Annotated in this window: 15 protein-coding genes, 1 tRNA gene, 1 rRNA gene, 1 other RNA gene and 1 other annotated feature; of the genes, 4 read left to right on the top strand and 14 right to left on the bottom strand. The window is 42.0% G+C overall.

Annotated features, from left to right (window positions below):
* The 8 genes from BN2425_RS00130 to tadA all read right to left on the bottom strand — a co-directional run.
* A 16S ribosomal RNA gene (locus BN2425_RS00130) occupies positions 1 to 206 on the bottom strand; the annotation flags it as partial.
* A 386-nt stretch (positions 207 to 592) separates the two neighbouring features.
* Positions 593 to 856, bottom strand: a complete 264-nt coding sequence (locus BN2425_RS00125) for a pro-sigmaK processing inhibitor BofA family protein (RefSeq protein WP_042453781.1) — start codon at positions 854 to 856, stop codon at positions 593 to 595.
* Positions 857 to 991: 135 nt separating this feature from the next.
* Complete coding sequence (locus BN2425_RS00120) at positions 992 to 1,210, bottom strand: YaaL family protein (protein ID WP_042453779.1); 219 nt, start codon at positions 1,208 to 1,210, stop codon at positions 992 to 994.
* 27 nt (positions 1,211 to 1,237) lie between these two features.
* Complete coding sequence (gene recR, locus BN2425_RS00115) at positions 1,238 to 1,834, bottom strand: recombination mediator RecR (protein WP_042453777.1); 597 nt, start codon at positions 1,832 to 1,834, stop codon at positions 1,238 to 1,240.
* Positions 1,835 to 1,921: 87 nt separating this feature from the next.
* Complete coding sequence (locus BN2425_RS00110) at positions 1,922 to 2,236, bottom strand: YbaB/EbfC family nucleoid-associated protein (RefSeq protein ID WP_042453787.1); 315 nt, start codon at positions 2,234 to 2,236, stop codon at positions 1,922 to 1,924.
* Between the two features lie 60 nt (positions 2,237 to 2,296).
* The gene (gene dnaX, locus BN2425_RS00105; protein ID WP_042453775.1) at positions 2,297 to 3,982 is read right to left on the bottom strand and encodes a DNA polymerase III subunit gamma/tau; all 1,686 of its coding nucleotides are present in this window, start codon (positions 3,980 to 3,982) and stop codon (positions 2,297 to 2,299) included.
* Between the two features lie 139 nt (positions 3,983 to 4,121).
* Positions 4,122 to 4,386, bottom strand: an RNA gene (gene ffs / locus BN2425_RS00100) — signal recognition particle sRNA large type.
* Positions 4,387 to 4,471: 85 nt separating this feature from the next.
* The gene (gene tadA / locus BN2425_RS00095) at positions 4,472 to 4,981 is read right to left on the bottom strand and encodes a tRNA adenosine(34) deaminase TadA (RefSeq protein ID WP_042453773.1); all 510 of its coding nucleotides are present in this window, start codon (positions 4,979 to 4,981) and stop codon (positions 4,472 to 4,474) included.
* A 153-nt stretch (positions 4,982 to 5,134) separates the two neighbouring features.
* Between tadA and BN2425_RS00090 the strand changes: the two genes are divergently transcribed.
* The 3 genes from BN2425_RS00090 to BN2425_RS00080 all read left to right on the top strand — a co-directional run bounded on the left by BN2425_RS00090 (position 5,135) and on the right by BN2425_RS00080 (position 7,995).
* Positions 5,135 to 6,418, top strand: a complete 1,284-nt coding sequence (locus BN2425_RS00090; RefSeq protein WP_042453771.1) for a glycoside hydrolase family 18 protein — start codon at positions 5,135 to 5,137, stop codon at positions 6,416 to 6,418.
* A 218-nt stretch (positions 6,419 to 6,636) separates the two neighbouring features.
* Positions 6,637 to 7,284, top strand: coding sequence for a deoxynucleoside kinase (locus BN2425_RS00085; protein WP_042453770.1), 648 nt, complete (start codon positions 6,637 to 6,639; stop codon positions 7,282 to 7,284).
* Between the two features lie 15 nt (positions 7,285 to 7,299).
* Complete coding sequence (locus BN2425_RS00080) at positions 7,300 to 7,995, top strand: deoxynucleoside kinase (protein ID WP_042453768.1); 696 nt, start codon at positions 7,300 to 7,302, stop codon at positions 7,993 to 7,995.
* A 102-nt stretch (positions 7,996 to 8,097) separates the two neighbouring features.
* Here BN2425_RS00080 and BN2425_RS00075 read toward each other — a convergent pair.
* From BN2425_RS00075 to guaB, 6 genes are all read right to left on the bottom strand, one after another.
* Positions 8,098 to 8,190 (bottom strand) — tRNA-Ser (locus BN2425_RS00075).
* 114 nt (positions 8,191 to 8,304) lie between these two features.
* Positions 8,305 to 9,585 (bottom strand): serine--tRNA ligase, encoded by a 1,281-nt coding sequence (serS, locus tag BN2425_RS00070; protein WP_042453766.1) that lies wholly within the window; start codon positions 9,583 to 9,585, stop codon positions 8,305 to 8,307.
* A 168-nt stretch (positions 9,586 to 9,753) separates the two neighbouring features.
* Positions 9,754 to 9,980, bottom strand: a binding site (T-box leader).
* Between the two features lie 70 nt (positions 9,981 to 10,050).
* The gene (gene pdxT, locus BN2425_RS00065; protein ID WP_042453764.1) at positions 10,051 to 10,641 is read right to left on the bottom strand and encodes a pyridoxal 5'-phosphate synthase glutaminase subunit PdxT; all 591 of its coding nucleotides are present in this window, start codon (positions 10,639 to 10,641) and stop codon (positions 10,051 to 10,053) included.
* A 99-nt stretch (positions 10,642 to 10,740) separates the two neighbouring features.
* Positions 10,741 to 11,622, bottom strand: a complete 882-nt coding sequence (pdxS, locus tag BN2425_RS00060) for a pyridoxal 5'-phosphate synthase lyase subunit PdxS (protein WP_042453762.1) — start codon at positions 11,620 to 11,622, stop codon at positions 10,741 to 10,743.
* Positions 11,623 to 11,776: 154 nt separating this feature from the next.
* Entirely contained in the window at positions 11,777 to 13,141 is a 1,365-nt protein-coding gene (locus BN2425_RS00055) for a serine hydrolase (protein ID WP_052352732.1), read from the bottom strand.
* A 211-nt stretch (positions 13,142 to 13,352) separates the two neighbouring features.
* The gene (guaB, locus tag BN2425_RS00050) at positions 13,353 to 14,825 is read right to left on the bottom strand and encodes an IMP dehydrogenase (RefSeq protein ID WP_042453761.1); all 1,473 of its coding nucleotides are present in this window, start codon (positions 14,823 to 14,825) and stop codon (positions 13,353 to 13,355) included.
* 78 nt (positions 14,826 to 14,903) lie between these two features.
* Between guaB and BN2425_RS00045 the strand changes: the two genes are divergently transcribed.
* Positions 14,904 to 15,875, top strand: a complete 972-nt coding sequence (locus BN2425_RS00045; protein ID WP_235714548.1) for a YaaC family protein — start codon at positions 14,904 to 14,906, stop codon at positions 15,873 to 15,875.
* Positions 15,876 to 16,080 lie beyond the last annotated feature (205 nt).

The following is a 16,080-nucleotide window of genomic DNA, read 5'->3' as shown; positions in this document are numbered from 1 at the left end:
CAGCTTTCCATCATGTGATGGAAAGAATTATCCGGTATTAGCATCGGTTTCCCGATGTTATCCCAGTCTTACAGGCAGGTTGCCCACGTGTTACTCACCCGTCCGCCGCTAACCATCAGGAGCAAGCTCCTAATGATTCGCTCGACTTGCATGTATTAGGCACGCCGCCAGCGTTCGTCCTGAGCCAGGATCAAACTCTCCAAGAAAGTTGATATAGCTCATAATTTTTTACGTTGGCTTCGTTTCGTTAGAAACGAATGTTTTATTGTTGACATTTTTGTTTGTTTAGTTTTCAAAGACCAAATTACTCACGTCGTTTAAAACGACTATATTAATATAACATTTTTCATCGTGGATGTCAACAATATTTATTTGCTTTGTTATCATCCTTGCGACGACTTTTAATATATTACACAATAAAATAGATTACGTCAACAATTATTTTTAAAAAGCTTGTGTTAATTTTCAATGTAGAATTTTGTAAACTGTTGATTGTTCTGACCTCGGTACTTGTGTGGAAGATCAGTACCTGCAGTGGATTCAAAACCAAACAGATAGCCTTAAAATAAAAACCGCTGACAGTCAGCGGTTTTTATAATATCCAATGTTGTATGGCAGCTAAGGCAAATACGCCTGGAATTCCAAGAAAACCAGAAATAATAGATGTAATCGGATTGATGGGGACATGGATTCCATATCGGTTTCCCACCGCATTCAAAAAGAATAAAAATAATGCTCCGATGACTATTTTTATTGCAGCCTGCCCAATAAACTTTACTGGTTTAAAAGGAGCCCCAATGATTAATAGCAAGAGAATTAACCCGCCTAAAACAGCAATGACCACGACCGGTTCCAATAAAATGATCCCCCTCCAAGAAAGAATCTCTTTTATTAAAACCTATGTACAAGCAGGGTAAATTAGACCAAAAAAGATGACTCGTAACGAGGATACCCCGTGTAAGAGTCATCTTTTTAAACTATCCACTACTACTTATTTTCGCAAATTAACTTTCCGGTATTTTGCTTCTTTTAGGAGGAGAATATATTTCGCCTCCGCTATCTTTGTCTGACAAATAACATCTTCTGATGGGTCGAGGCTTTTCTCCAGAAGGCTTTTTTCCTGATGCCATTTATCTTTATATTGGTTCAATTGAAGTAATACCTTTTCATCAAATTCGTTACGAAGCCGTCCTTTACGCCGAAAAAACATGAACATACCCCCGGCAATTATTTAGTTCTATACTTCTCTTCGTCCTTCTAGCGCCTTGGATAAGGTTACCTCATCAGCATATTCCAAATCGCCGCCTACCGGCAGGCCGTGGGCAATTCGTGTTGTTCGGATGCCTGATGGCTTGAGCAAGCGAGAAATATACATCGCGGTTGCTTCTCCTTCAATGTTAGGGTTAGTTGCCAGGATCACCTCTTGAACGGTCTCGTCTTGGAGTCGTTTTAATAATCCAGGGATATTAATATCCTCAGGTCCAATTCCATCCATTGGAGAAATTGCCCCATGAAGAACATGGTAGAGTCCGTTATATTCCTTCATTTTTTCCATCGCTATTACATCTTTCGGATCCTGCACTACACATATTATGCTCTTATCCCGGCGCTGATCTTCACAAATATAACAAGGATCTTGATCCGTTATATGGCCGCAAACCGAGCAATATGTTAATTTGCGCTTTGCATCAATTAATGCTTTGGCAAAATCAAGGACCGTATCTTCTTTCATACTCAATACAAAAAATGCCAGTCGGGAAGCCGTTTTCGGTCCGATACCCGGCAGCTTCATAAAACTGTCAATCAGCTTTGATATTGGTTCAGGATAATGCATTTCTTTTATTTCCTCTCTAAACAGCAAAGGTGTCTTGACTCTAGCGTTACCACACCTAAAGTCCCAAGACACCCCGCTAGTCGTTTATTAGAATGGCAAGTTTAATCCCTTTGTGAATTGTCCCATTGTATTATTAGTTAGCTCATCTGCTTTCTTTAATGCATCATTAACAGCTGCCAATACAAGGTCTTGTAGCATTTCGACATCATCTGGGTCAACAGCTTCTGGTTTTATTTGCACATCCACAACTTCCTTATGTCCGGTAACCACCACAGTCACCATTCCACCGCCGGATGTACCCTCGATTTTCTCTTCACCAAGCTTTTCCTGTGCCTCTTGCATTTGCTTTTGCATCTTTTGCATTTGCTTCATCATACCTTGCATATTACCCATGTTGCCCATTCCCATTCCGCCACGCTTCATTTTATTACCTCCATTGATCTTTTATTTTTTGGATTTACATCAGTCCACAATTTCCACAAATTCAGCACCAAATATCTTTTTGGCCTCTGTGATATGTGGCTCTTCTTCCTGCTCAGGGACGTTACCTCCCTCTACTTCGCCTTGATGGCTACTTAGAAAATCCTCTCGGATGGATGTCCACTGGTCCTCAGGAACACCTAACATTGAAAACCTTTTGCCTGTTAGTTTAAATAAGGAAGCCGACACCGCTTCAAGAAAATCATGTTTATCCATTGCCATTTGACAGTGAATTTCATGTTTGAATTTCAGTACAAATGCAGTGGATGAAGCAGCGACTGGTTCTGCTTCATTAATTAAGGCCGCATGGGATTTTAAAAGTCCCGAACGCATTTCACCCCAATTTGCCTTTATAATATTCAAATCACCTTTTGTTGCCTGCTTTAATACTTCGTTTATTTTTCCTACTGCCGGCTGGAAAGTCCGTTTCGATGGCCGGTGGGCTGGCTTTTGCTGCTGTGGTGCCGAATCATGCCCAGAGCTTGCCACTCCATTTTCCTTCAAATGTTGTAGTTCTGCTTCAAGCATTTCAATTCGAGACAATAACGGCCCGGTCTCTGCTGTAGAAGGCAGTGTTTTTTGTTGTTCCATCTGGCACAGTTTTACAATCGCAACCTCAAGAAAAATCCTTGGATGGTTCGTCCAGCGCATTTCTTGTTGTGTTTTATTAAGCAAATCAATTAATTCATAGATTTGCTCCGCTGGTGTTGATTCAGCCAAAATCCGAAAATCATCATCAAGCATGACCCGTTCAAGTGATTCCTCCAGCTTAGGAGCTGTTTTATATAAAAGCATGTCACGGTAAAAGAGAATCAAATCTTCAATAAACCGTGCCGGGTCCTTTCCGTGGTACAACAACTCATGCAGAGACTCCAATCCACTGACTACGTCTTTATCCCGAAAAGCTGCGGCGATTCTATTTAAGAATCTCTGGGAGACTGCACCTGTTACCGCCAATGCATCTTCCAAAGTCACACGATCTTGGCTATAAGAAATGGCCTGATCGAGTAAGCTTAGCGCGTCCCGCATTCCGCCTTCTGCCGCTCTGGCAATCATTTGTAAGGCAGGTTCGTCACATACAATTCCTGATTCTTCAACAATCAGCTTCATTCGATTAACAATTGAGTTTGCAGTGATTCTTCTAAAATCGAACCTCTGACATCGGGAGATAATCGTTAACGGGATTTTGTGAGGTTCCGTTGTTGCTAATATAAAGATAACATGCTTCGGCGGCTCTTCTAATGTTTTTAGCAGAGCATTAAAAGCACTAATCGAAAGCATATGCACTTCATCAATAATGTAAACTTTATAATTGACGGATGTTGGAGCAAACTTCACTTTATCCAATACATCCCGCATTTCTTCAACACGTGAGTTTGAAGCAGCGTCAAATTCCAATACGTCCGAGATCGTTCCGTCGGTTATCCCGCGGCAAGCCGCACATTCATTGCATGGCTCAGCGGTTGGTGCATGCTCACAATTAATTGCCTTTGCTAATATTTTAGCCGCACTTGTTTTTCCTGTTCCTCTAGGACCAGAAAATAGGTAAGCATGAGAAGTCTTTTGTTGAAGTAGAGCATTTTGCAATGTCTTGGTGACATGTTCCTGTCCTACTACATCCATAAATGTTTGAGGCCGCCAAACACGATATAATGCCTGATATGACATGCGACATCGCTCCCTTCATACTTTCTCATTTAATTCATTATAGCCTATCCTTTTTCAATATTTCAAAACGTTTCCTCTATGTTTATAAAAAAACTCATCCCTAAGCAAGAGATGAGTTTTTACTATTCAATATGTACTGCCGTGCACCTTCCTTCGACTGACGCCCATAAGCGTTACTTAAGCAGTTAGCTCAGCCCAGGCACCCCTGCGGCACATGAGAGCGTCCACTTAATGCTGCTTCCTTCCGGACCTGACATGGTTCATGGATTCCCATTGCGCAGGACCCAGGCGTCAACACCACTTACTTAAGGCAGACCCTACAGGCCATCAGCCTCAGGAAGGGATTCAGTCCCGCTAGAGCGGATTGCGGGTACAGGGCACCGCTACCTCCCCACCTAGCACGGCAAAATTGTGTTTCATGCGTCTTATCTGACGCTTTTTAAGTATACAAACATTCACCAAAAAAATCAATCATTAACCAACTGTAAATTATTGTAAATCATTTGAAGCCTGTTGGGTTCGCAGCTTTTTATCCTGTTTCTTTCGTAGGCGCAGCTTTTGAAAAAAGTCCGACAGCATCTGGCCACACTCTTCCCCAAGTACTCCACTTTCAACGATGCTTTGATGATTAAACCGAGATTCCTCAAGAAGATTCATAAGGGTTCCCGCGCAGCCTCCTTTTGGATCTGCTGCACCGTATACCACCCGCTTCACTCGTGATAACATAATGGCCCCAGCACACATGGGACATGGCTCAAGTGTCACATATAAAGTTGTATCTTCAAGTCTCCAAGAACCAATTTCCTTACAGGCCTGATCAATCGCAAGGAGTTCTGCATGAGCAAGTGAATTTTGTTCAGTTTCCCGTAGATTATGGGCCCGGGATATAATTTTTCCTTCATAGACAATGACAGCCCCAATTGGAACTTCATTTATCTTCTCGGCTTTTCTTGCTTCTTTCATTGCTTCTCTCATAAATAATTCATCCAAGTCATTCATCTTGATCGGCCCCTTTTAATTCATGCTTTCTTCATTGTCCGGTTCCAGCCATACTGTGCTGCCGCTTCATTATAAATTATTCACATTATAACATGATTCTTAGCCGTAGCTCATAGAATGGTTGTAGCGCCAGTTTGCTAAGGAGGGATGAGAATGCAAATCCATGTCGTTAGACAAGGCGAAACCCTGACAACCATTGCGAGAACCTATCATACAACTGTAAATGACATTGTGGAAGCGAACGACATTCCAAATCCAAATGACCTGGTTGTTGGACAATCAATGGTGATTCCAATAGTCGGCAGGTTTCACTTTGTACAGCCCGGTGAATCTTTATTTTCTATAGGAAGAAGGTATGGCATCTCTGCTCAAGAGCTTGCCAGGGTGAATGGAATTCCAGCCAATCAACAACTTCAGACCGGATTACGCCTGTATATCCCACAAGGAGCCAAGCGGAATGCGGAGTTTAATGGATATGTAGAACCGCGCGGCACAGCAGTTGCCCCGGCACTTGAACAGAGTGCACGCGAGGCGGCTCCCTATTTGACCTATTTAGCCCCGTTTAGTTTTCAGGCAAATCGGGATGGGACCTTAAAGGCACCATTGCTTAATAATTTCCCTGCCATTGCCAAGGCCAACAGAAATGTATTGATGATGGTGATCAGCAATCAAGAAAATGACCAATTCAGCGATGAACTCGGGCGGATATTACTAACTAATATGGAGATTCAAGACCGCTTCCTGAACAATATCGTTACTACCGCTAACCGATATGGATTCCGGGATATTCATTTTGACTTTGAATTTCTTCGTCCTGCTGACCGTGAAGCTTATAACACTTTTTTAAGAAAAGCGAAGCAGAGATTTTCCCAGCAAGGCTGGTTTTTGTCAACTGCTCTTGCGCCAAAGACAAGCGCCACACAGCAAGGCAAATGGTATGAGGCTCATGATTACAAAGCTCATGGGGAAATTGTTGACTTTGTTGTTATCATGACATATGAATGGGGCTATAGCGGCGGCCCTGCGATGGCTGTATCCCCAATTGACCAGGTAAGGAAGGTTTTGGATTATGCGGTGAGCGAAATGCCTTCCAACAAAATTTTAATGGGTCAAAATTTATATGGCTATGATTGGACCCTGCCATTTGTCCAAGGAACAGTGGCAAGAGCAGTCAGCCCGCAGCAGGCCATTCAACTCGCCGCCAGACACAATGTACCGATTCAATATGATACAAAAGCCCAAGCCCCTTTCTTTAGATATCGGGCGGAAGACGGGAAGCAACATGAGGTTTGGTTTGAAGATGCTCGGTCCATCCAGGCAAAGTTTGATTTAATAAAAGAAATGAACCTCCGGGGTATGAGTTATTGGAAGCTCGGATTGGCCTTCCCACAAAACTGGCTGCTGATTGTCGATAACTTTAATGTAACAAAACGTTAAAATGAAAAACTTTCATTGAACTGCCGGCAGCCCGGCAGTTTTTTCATATATTAAATTTTCCATATCCCTTCCTGCCATAGATTATGATAAAATAACATTTGTGTCTTATAAAATTTGTCGCATTCTGTGGAATTATGTAAAAAATATAAATGGCATGGCTCCCGGAAATTCCGACTTATTATAGATTGTACAGGCAGTGGAGAAGGAGGAGCAGCAATATGGGGGAGACACCCTTTATTACCGTTGAAGGGCCGATTGGTGTAGGGAAAACATCTCTCGCAAAAGCCATTTCAGATCATTTTCAATTTGCTCTTTTAAAAGAGATTGTTGATGAAAATCCATTCTTGGGGAAGTTTTATGAAAACATTGAGGAGTGGAGTTTCCAGACGGAAATGTTTTTTCTCTGCAATCGATTTAAACAATTGGGGGATATCAATACTCATTATTTGAGCAAAAGTAGAGCTGTAGTCGCTGACTATCATATTTTTAAAAATTTGATTTTTGCCCAAAGGACGTTAAATGCGGCTGAATACAAAAAGTATTATAAAATTTATCAAATTTTAACAGAGGATATGCCCAAGCCTAATGTCATTATTTATTTAAATGCCAGCTTAGATACATTGATCAATCGAATTCAATTACGCGGTCGTGAAATTGAGAAAAATATCAGCCCGCTTTATTTAGAACAACTATCACTAGATTATGAACAAACGCTCGCTGTCTTTGAAAAAGAGCATCCTGACATTCCAGTTCTCCGCTTTGATGGTGATGAGTTGGATTTCGTCAAAAACGTACAAGATTTGGACTACATTATCGAAACACTTTCATCAGCGCTTAAGGCAAGCAGCTGGACAAATACTATATAGAGCAGGGGGATGTTTGTGAGTATCGTTATTGGTGGTATGATTGGCCTTGGCAAAACAAGCGTGGCCGATTTGCTAAAGGGCTACTTTCAACAAAATGGAATAGATAGCAAAGTTTTTTATGAGTCAGTAGATGATAATCCGATTTTGCCGCTTTATTATGAACTGACACCAGAAGAATTAGATGCAAAACGGATTCCTTTCCTATTGCAGCTCTTCTTTTTAAATAAACGGTTCAAAACGGTTAAAGACTGCGTCAACTGGAAAAACCCGATTTATACCATTCAGGACCGCTCCATTTATGAAGACTGGTACTTTGCCTATGTGAATAAGAACCTGGGCCGTATTTCCGAACTGGAATTTAAGATTTACGAGGACCTCGTGGACAATATGCTCGAGGAACTAAATGAGCTTCCTAAAAAGGCTCCGGATTTAATGGTTTATCTAAAAGGCTCCTTTGAAACTGTCATTGACCGGATTATGTCACGCGGCCGCAGCTTCGAAATTAACCCTGAACTGAAGGAATATTATTTTGAGGTTTGGAAGGGTTATGATGAATGGGTAACCAACCATTATAATGCTAGTGAAGTGTTAATTATTGATATGGACCATACCGACGTCGTTCAAAATCCTCATGATGCCAAGCGGGTATGCCGTGAGGTTGAAGAAAAATTAAATGATATTCTTTATACAACAAAAGCACATATTGGCTAACCCAATGTGTGCTTTTTGTTTTAATGTATAAAAAAAATCCGCTGCAGAAGGTTCTACAGCGGATTTTTATCTCCAGTTTTTATGCGCGTGTTTATAACTTGATGGCGGAGGAAGAGGGATTCGAACCCCCGCGCGGTGTAACCCGCCTGTCGGTTTTCAAGACCGATCCCTTCAGCCAGACTTGGGTATTCCTCCGTACAACAAATGATAATTTATCATATCTTAATGGCCGTGTCAACTCGTTATGCTTATACAAGAAAAGCATGTAAAAAAGTTCCGGACGGATTTAAATCCGCCCGGAAAAACTGTTTACATTGACTTAATAACCTCACGATTCCCCATATATGGGCGTAGTACCTTCGGAATAATGACACTGCCGTCTTCCTGCTGGTAATTCTCCAAAATGGCGGCGACCGTGCGGCCAATCGCGAGGCCAGAACCGTTTAAGGTATGAACATGTTCCGGCTTCGCTTTTGGGTCGCGGCGGAAGCGAATGTTAGCCCGTCTTGCTTGGAATGCTTCAAAGTTACTGCAAGAAGAGATCTCCCGATAGGTTCCGTAGCTTGGAATCCAAACTTCGATATCATATTTCTTCGCTGCTGTAAAACCAAGATCACCTGTACACATGCTTAATACACGGTAAGGAAGTTCAAGCAATTGAAGGACACGTTCCGCATCATTGGTTAACTTTTCTAGTTCCTCATAAGAATCCTCTGGCTTAACAAATTTTACAAGTTCAACTTTGTTAAATTGGTGCTGACGAATTAAGCCTCTAGTGTCCCGTCCAGCTGATCCTGCTTCAGAACGGAAACAAGCGCTGTATGCTGCAAAACGGATCGGCAGGTCTTCACCATTTAAGATTTCATCTCGATAATAATTGGTTACGGGAACCTCGGCTGTTGGAATTAAGAAATAATCTTCACTCTCGATTAAAAAGGCATCTTCCTCAAATTTAGGCAGTTGGCCTGTCCCTGTCATGCTGGCCCGATTAACCATGTACGGTGGGAGGATTTCAGTATAGCCGTGCTCATCGACGTGCAAATCAAGCATAAAGCTCATCAATGCGCGTTCAAGGCGGGCCCCAAGGCCTTTATAAAAAACAAATCGGCTGCCGGTTACTTTTCCTGCACGTTCAAAATCAAGAATCCCTAATTGGTCGGCAATATCCCAATGCGGCTTTGCTTCAAAGCCAAACTCTGGTACCTGGCCCCATTTTCTAATCTCCACGTTTTCTTCTTCAGTGTCACCGACAGGAACACTTTCATGTGGGATATTTGGGATGCTGAGCAATAATAGTTCGAGTGTTTCTTCTACCTCTCTTAGTTCCCCATCTAGCTGTTTGATCCGGTCGCCCACTTCGCGCATTTCCAGTATGAGCTGTTCTGCATCTTGTTTCTCGCGTTTCAATGCAGCCACTTGCTGAGTAACTTCATTTCTTTTTTTCTTCAGATTTTCTGACTCAACAATCAACTCCCGGCGTTTGACATCCAATTCTTCAAACCTGCCAAAATCGGTTAAGTCTTCACCGCGATGCTGCAGCTTTTCTTTTACTTCTTCAAAATTAGCCCGTAAATACTTTAAATCCAACATATTAAGCACTCCCTTTTTAAAATAGCTCTGTTAAATCGGCTGTAAATTTCCGCTCCAGTCACTCTCTTTCCGCGGGCGTCGAGCGCCTTCCACTCCGATCAACAGAGTTAAAAAAATCACATAATCGTTTAACAGAGTCTTTAAAAATAAAAAAATCCCGTCCCTAAAAACAGGGACGAGATTTAACCCGCGTTACCACCCTGGTTGACAGCAAAGTGCTGTCCACCTTGAACAATCTAACGGTTTTTACCCGAAAGTACTTACTAATCCCATAAATTGAGATATTCCGTACCTTGCTCGAGGAGGGATTCACAAGCATTATTCACCGATTCACACCCACCACCGGCTCTCTTTGGAATAAACATCCTGTTACTAATTCCTCTCATTGCTTTAAACAATATACATTTGTAGCAGCTATGCCGCTTTTTAATAATTTACTATAATTGTTAGCCAAAAGCAACCAGTTTATACAAGTTGCTTTTGCTTTGCTTCCTTAACCATTTCTACAAAGTAAGCCGTAATGCGATGATCATCTGTCAATTCAGGATGGAAAGAACACCCTAAAAATTGCCCGTCCCGTGCGGCCACTATGCGGCCATTGTGTTTACAAAGAACCTCCACATTCTCTCCAGCATCGACAATATGCGGTGCACGAATGAAGACTGCTGGAAAGTCATCAGCCACACCTGTAATCGCGAGGTCGGCCTCAAAGCTATCAACCTGCCGTCCAAACGAGTTGCGTTCAACCGTAACGTCCATAACGCCAATATGTGGCTCATTATATCCGATCAAATGCTTGGCCAACAAAATTAGCCCAGCACAGGTGCCAAACATCGGTTTGCCCTCTGCAGCTAAACCTTTCAAAGCATCCATAAAATCATATTTATCAATCAGACGGCGCATTGTAGTGCTTTCCCCTCCAGGGAGAATCAGGCCATCCACTTCTTGCAATTCTTCTTTATGCTTAATGGCAATGGCCTCTACACCGCATGCCTCTAATGATTGCATATGTTCACGGACTGCACCTTGCAAAGCAAGAACACCAATTTTAATCATAAAAATTACCCCTTTTTTCGCTGGTTTCAGTCATGCAGTTATGCTCCATGGGCTCTCTATAGCAGGCTTGCATAAGCCTTGATGATTGCTTGTCCTCTCTTACCAGCCGCGGTCTTGCATTCTTGCTTCAGGTGCCAATGAGGAAATTTCAATCCCTTTCATTGGAGTGCCCAAGCCCTTAGAAAGTTCAGCAATCAGACTGTAATCTTGAAAATGTGTAGTAGCTTCTACTATAGCTCTCGCAAATTTAGCAGGGTTCTCGGATTTAAAGATACCAGATCCTACGAACACTCCATCCGCTCCTAACTGCATCATCAGCGCAGCATCTGCAGGTGTAGCCACGCCGCCGGCAGCAAAGTTAACAACTGGAAGCCCGCCGTTGCGTTTGATTTCCAGAAGGACCTCATATGGTGCGCCTAACAGTTTAGCTTCTGTCATCAATTCATCTTCATTCATTGAAACTACTTTGCGAACCTGAGCATTTACCTTACGCATATGACGAACAGCTTCCACGATGTTGCCGGTTCCTGGCTCGCCTTTAGTACGAAGCATCGATGCCCCTTCGCCAATTCGACGAGCAGCCTCACCAAGGTCACGGCAGCCGCAGACAAAAGGTACAGTAAATTCCTTTTTATTTAAATGGAACTCCTCATCAGCAGGAGTTAATACTTCGCTCTCATCGATATAATCCGCACCCAGTGCTTCGAGAACACGAGCTTCAACAATATGGCCAATCCGTGCTTTCGCCATAACAGGGATAGAAACAGCATTCATAACCTCTTCTACTATTCTAGGATCTGCCATTCTAGCAACGCCGCCGGCAGCACGAATATCTGATGGAACACGCTCCAGTGCCATTACAGCCACTGCACCTGCTTCTTCTGCAATCTTCGCCTGCTCCGCATTGACAACGTCCATAATCACGCCGCCCTTTTGCATTTCCGCCATACCGCGTTTTACTCGATCCGTACCAGTTTTCATTCTATAAGTCCCCCTCTTATTAAAAAAATTAAGAAAATTCTACTTATACATAAAAAACTCCGTCTAATTTAGTCGGAATTAGTGATTCCATAAAATCATTAAGCAACAAAAACGGGCCCCTGTCAAGTTAGGAACCCGTTTCTAAGCTATCTAATTAGAACCAACCACTAACAGTGGAGGAAATACCATGCCAAATATCTCCAAAAAAGCCGCCAATTCCCCGCATCATTAACACAAACCAGTTTGCTTTTTCAACACCCTGGGCAGCAACTACGTCTGCTTGTACTTTCTTTTGGCCTTCTTCTGTCAAGAAGCTGACCTTCTCGCCATTCTTCGGCACTAACTTCAAGTAACCAACCTTTTCACCCTTTTTAATTGGTGCCGTTAGTTCTCCCTTTTTGTTAACTTTATTTTTATCGAGCACTAATACAGCTTTATAATTATCCTTTTCCCCATTAGGAATCACCATGTCGACTGCCGACTTGGTATAAATTTTAACCTGGGCGTCTTTCCCTTTTGTCACAGGAAGGGTTTTTTTGTTTTTTACTTGATAGTGCTTAGGAACAATTTCCTCTTTGGTCGTATTGGCAAATGCGTAATCCAACATTTTTCTTGTTTCACCAAAGCGTGCATTGTAACCTCCAGCACCACTAGCATCTTTTGCATTTTGAACGACAGTAATAAATCGTTTGCCATCACGCTCAGCAGTACCTGTAAAGCAGTAGCCTGCAAAATCAGTCGTGCCTGTTTTCAAACCATCTACGCCTTTATAACCATAATCTAATTCAGGAAGCATCCAGTTCCAGTTAATCATATTAATTTGGTCAGTTGTTCCCTCACGGAATGCCTTCCTAGGAATACTTGCTGTTTTTAACACTTCAGGGTAATCATTAATTAAATGGAAAGCTAAATTCGCTACAGCACGGGAAGACATCACATTTTCTTCATCCTGGCCTGTTCCTTCCGGCTGCATTCCGCGATAATCAACATTATTCAAGCCAGTAGAATTGACAAACTTGTAATCCTTCAATCCTAATTTCTTGGCTTTATCATTCATCATTTTGACAAAGTTTGTTTCCGAACCACCAATTGTCTCTGCAATGGCAATCGTTGCCGCATTAGCAGAATAGATTGTCATTGCTTCGTAAAGTTCACGGATTTTATAGGTGCCGTCCGCTCTTAAAGGTACATTGGAAAGGTCAGTTCTTTGCGAAATTTTATAAACCAAATCACTCACTCGATATTCCTGGTCCCATTTCACTTTACCGTGCTTAATGGCATCCAGCAGCAAATATTCCGTCATCATCTTAGTCATGCTAGCAATGCCTAAGACAGTATCAGCATTTTTTTCATACAACACTTTACCTGACTCCGCATCTACCAAGATGGCTCCGTCTGCATTTATATTCAATTGTGCAGCTGCTTCTGCTTTATCAAAACCGGCAATTGGACTAAGTAACAGCAGGGTAGCCATGGCGCCGGCTATCAATTTTTTTAAAATTTGTTTATTCACGATCATACGCCCTCCAACGAATTATTACACTTTGACCATTTTAACATAACTTACTGACAAATCATAGACAGAGCATTGAACCATCTTATTTCCAAATTTACTAGTACTGTATAATTGAGACGGGACTTTTTTCTTATCTGATGACCTTTATTATTTCAATAAAAGAGTATTTCCCTGGGCAAAAAAACAGGCTGACATATTGCCAGCCTAAATTTTATTAGGATAATGAATAGTTTGGAGCTTCCTTTGTAATCTGGACATCATGCGGGTGGCTTTCTCTTAAACCTGCTCCAGTCATACGGATAAATTGAGCCTTCGTTCTTAGCTCCTCAATATCTTTCGTGCCGCAATACCCCATGCCGGCACGCAGCCCGCCAACTAATTGGTAGATCGTATCTGCAAGTGGTCCTTTATATGGCAGGCGTCCTTCTATTCCCTCAGGTACAAACTTCTTGGCATCTTCTTGGAAATAACGGTCCTTTGAACCTTTTTCCATGGCTGCAACTGAACCCATGCCACGGTACACCTTAAAGCGGCGCCCTTGGAAAATTTCTGTCTCTCCTGGGCTCTCTGTTACACCAGCAAGCATACTTCCAAGCATCACCGCATGTCCTCCGGCTGCAATGGCTTTTACAACATCACCAGAGTATTTAATGCCGCCATCTGCAATGATTGTTTTTCCGTGCTTCATGGCTTCAGTGGCGCAATCATAAACGGCTGTTATTTGTGGGACACCAACACCAGCAACTACACGTGTCGTACAAATTGATCCAGGCCCAATTCCTACCTTTACAACATCAACACCTGCTTCAATTAATGCTTTAGTCGCTTCACCTGTTGCAACGTTGCCAGCAATAATAGTTAAATTCGGATAGGCTGCCCTAATTTCTCTGACTGTATCAAGTACACCCTTAGAATGGCCATGTGCCGTATCAACAACAATGGCATCCACGTTCGCTTTCACGAGTGCCTCCACCCGTTTCATTGTGTCCTTCGTTACACCAACAGCAGCACCTGCTAGTAATCTGCCTTGCTTGTCCTTTGCGGAGTTAGGAAATTCAATGACCTTCTCAATGTCTTTGATTGTGATTAGTCCCTTTAGCACTCCATTTTCATCAACCAACGGCAGTTTTTCGATTTTATGTTTTTGGAGGATTTTTTCTGCCTCTTTTAAAGTTGTTCCAACTGGGGCAGTAATCAAATTTTCTTTCGTCATCACATCGGCTATTTTAAAGGAATAGTCTTGGTCTTGGATAAACCGTAAATCTCGGTTTGTGATAATTCCAATCAGTTTTTGTTCCTCAAGATTGTTCACAATCGGCACACCAGAAATTCGGTATTTACCCATTAAATGCTCAGCGTCGAAAACTTGATGCTCTGGAGTGAGAAAAAATGGATCCGTAATAACTCCACTTTCAGATCTTTTTACCTTTTCGACTTGTTCCGCTTGCTGCTCTATCGTCATGTTTTTGTGGATGATACCTAGACCACCCTGACGAGCCATAGAAATTGCCATTTCTGATTCGGTCACAGTGTCCATTCCTGCACTAATAATGGGAATATTAAGTTTTACATTGGGTGACAATTCAACCTGTAAACTTACATCCCTTGGAAGTACCTCGGATCTGCCCGGAATCAACAATACATCATCAAACGTTAGTCCTTCTTTAGCAAACTTATTTTCCCACATTTTAACAGCCCCCAGGTCAAAAAATATTATTTGTAGGTTACCAATTGGACAAAATACTGTCAAGGAAGAAGTATTAGATTGATTTTTCTGAAAAAGGTGATTGCTTTGATTATACCTTATAAAGGCTGGAAGAGTTTTTCTAGTTTCTTTTCAGCCGAATACTGTCAACGTTATTTAAAAAAATGCTACCAGAAGCACCAGATTACCCAGGCAGAACAGAAGAGCTATGAAAATGGCTATGCCTTTTTATATTATCTGGAGCACGGGAAAATTTATTATGAACAGGCCGAAAAAGCACCACTCATTATTAAACCCATCCTGCTCTTCTATGGCCTTGTTCACTTAATCAAGGCTTGTATCCTAACTATTGATCCCTCCTATCCAGAGACGACCGCAGTGCTGGCCCATGGGGTATCCACCCGTAAACGAAAAAAGCAAAATTACCTATTTTTCCAGGACGAGGTAAAGTTGCAAAAGAACGGGCTATTTCCGTTTATGTCAGAAAGATTGTTTTCCATGAAACAAATGGACGGAGAAAAAATACTGATGGAAGAATTATTGCAATGTATTCCTGAACTGAATGACTTATTTTATTTACATAAGGGAAAGCAGACATTTGCAAACTTGGATTGGCATGGAAAGTCACTAGTACTGCCAGAGGGAATATTAGACCACTACCACATGACAGAGAGTCGGCTTAAGGACTTCCTCGTTGCAAAGTTTGGCAATAAGATTGACATTTCGGATGAGGGTTTAGTACTTGAGCTGCAAAAGGAACTGGTATCGGAGGTGCCTCCACTAAAATATCACTTGGAGGAACATGTATGGGCAATTCCTCTATTGAGATCGAAATTGTTTATGTTTCCTGAGTTGCTGGTTCATTATTTGCTGCTATATAACTTAAGCATGATTGCTCGGTATGAGACAGAATGGTGGAGTGAACTAACCAAAATGATGCCAAATTGTGATTATCCGTTTATTTCTTCTTTTTTGCAAATTACTTTAGATAAAGGCCCTTTCTTGATTTATCAGCATTTGATGGAGCAGTAGGGAAACCCAGAGGTTTTTTATCTGCCAACACTTTTTAGTATATTATCGGCGCTTTGCAGTAGGCTACCAGCAAAGTTCACAAATTTACCGGCGCCTTTTTACTTTTTATCAACCACTTTTTGCCGATTACCGGCAATTCCTTTTTTAGGAACAAAAAAAGACAACCATATCAGGTTGTCTTTTTGCTATTGCCTGGCAGCGTCCT

It is taken from the genome of Neobacillus dielmonensis, from assembly GCF_000612665.1.
Classification (GTDB): Bacteria; Bacillota; Bacilli; order Bacillales; family Cytobacillaceae; genus Neobacillus; species Neobacillus dielmonensis.
The sequence above is the reverse complement of the archived record's forward strand: the minus strand, read 5'-3'. Positions and strand labels throughout refer to the sequence as shown.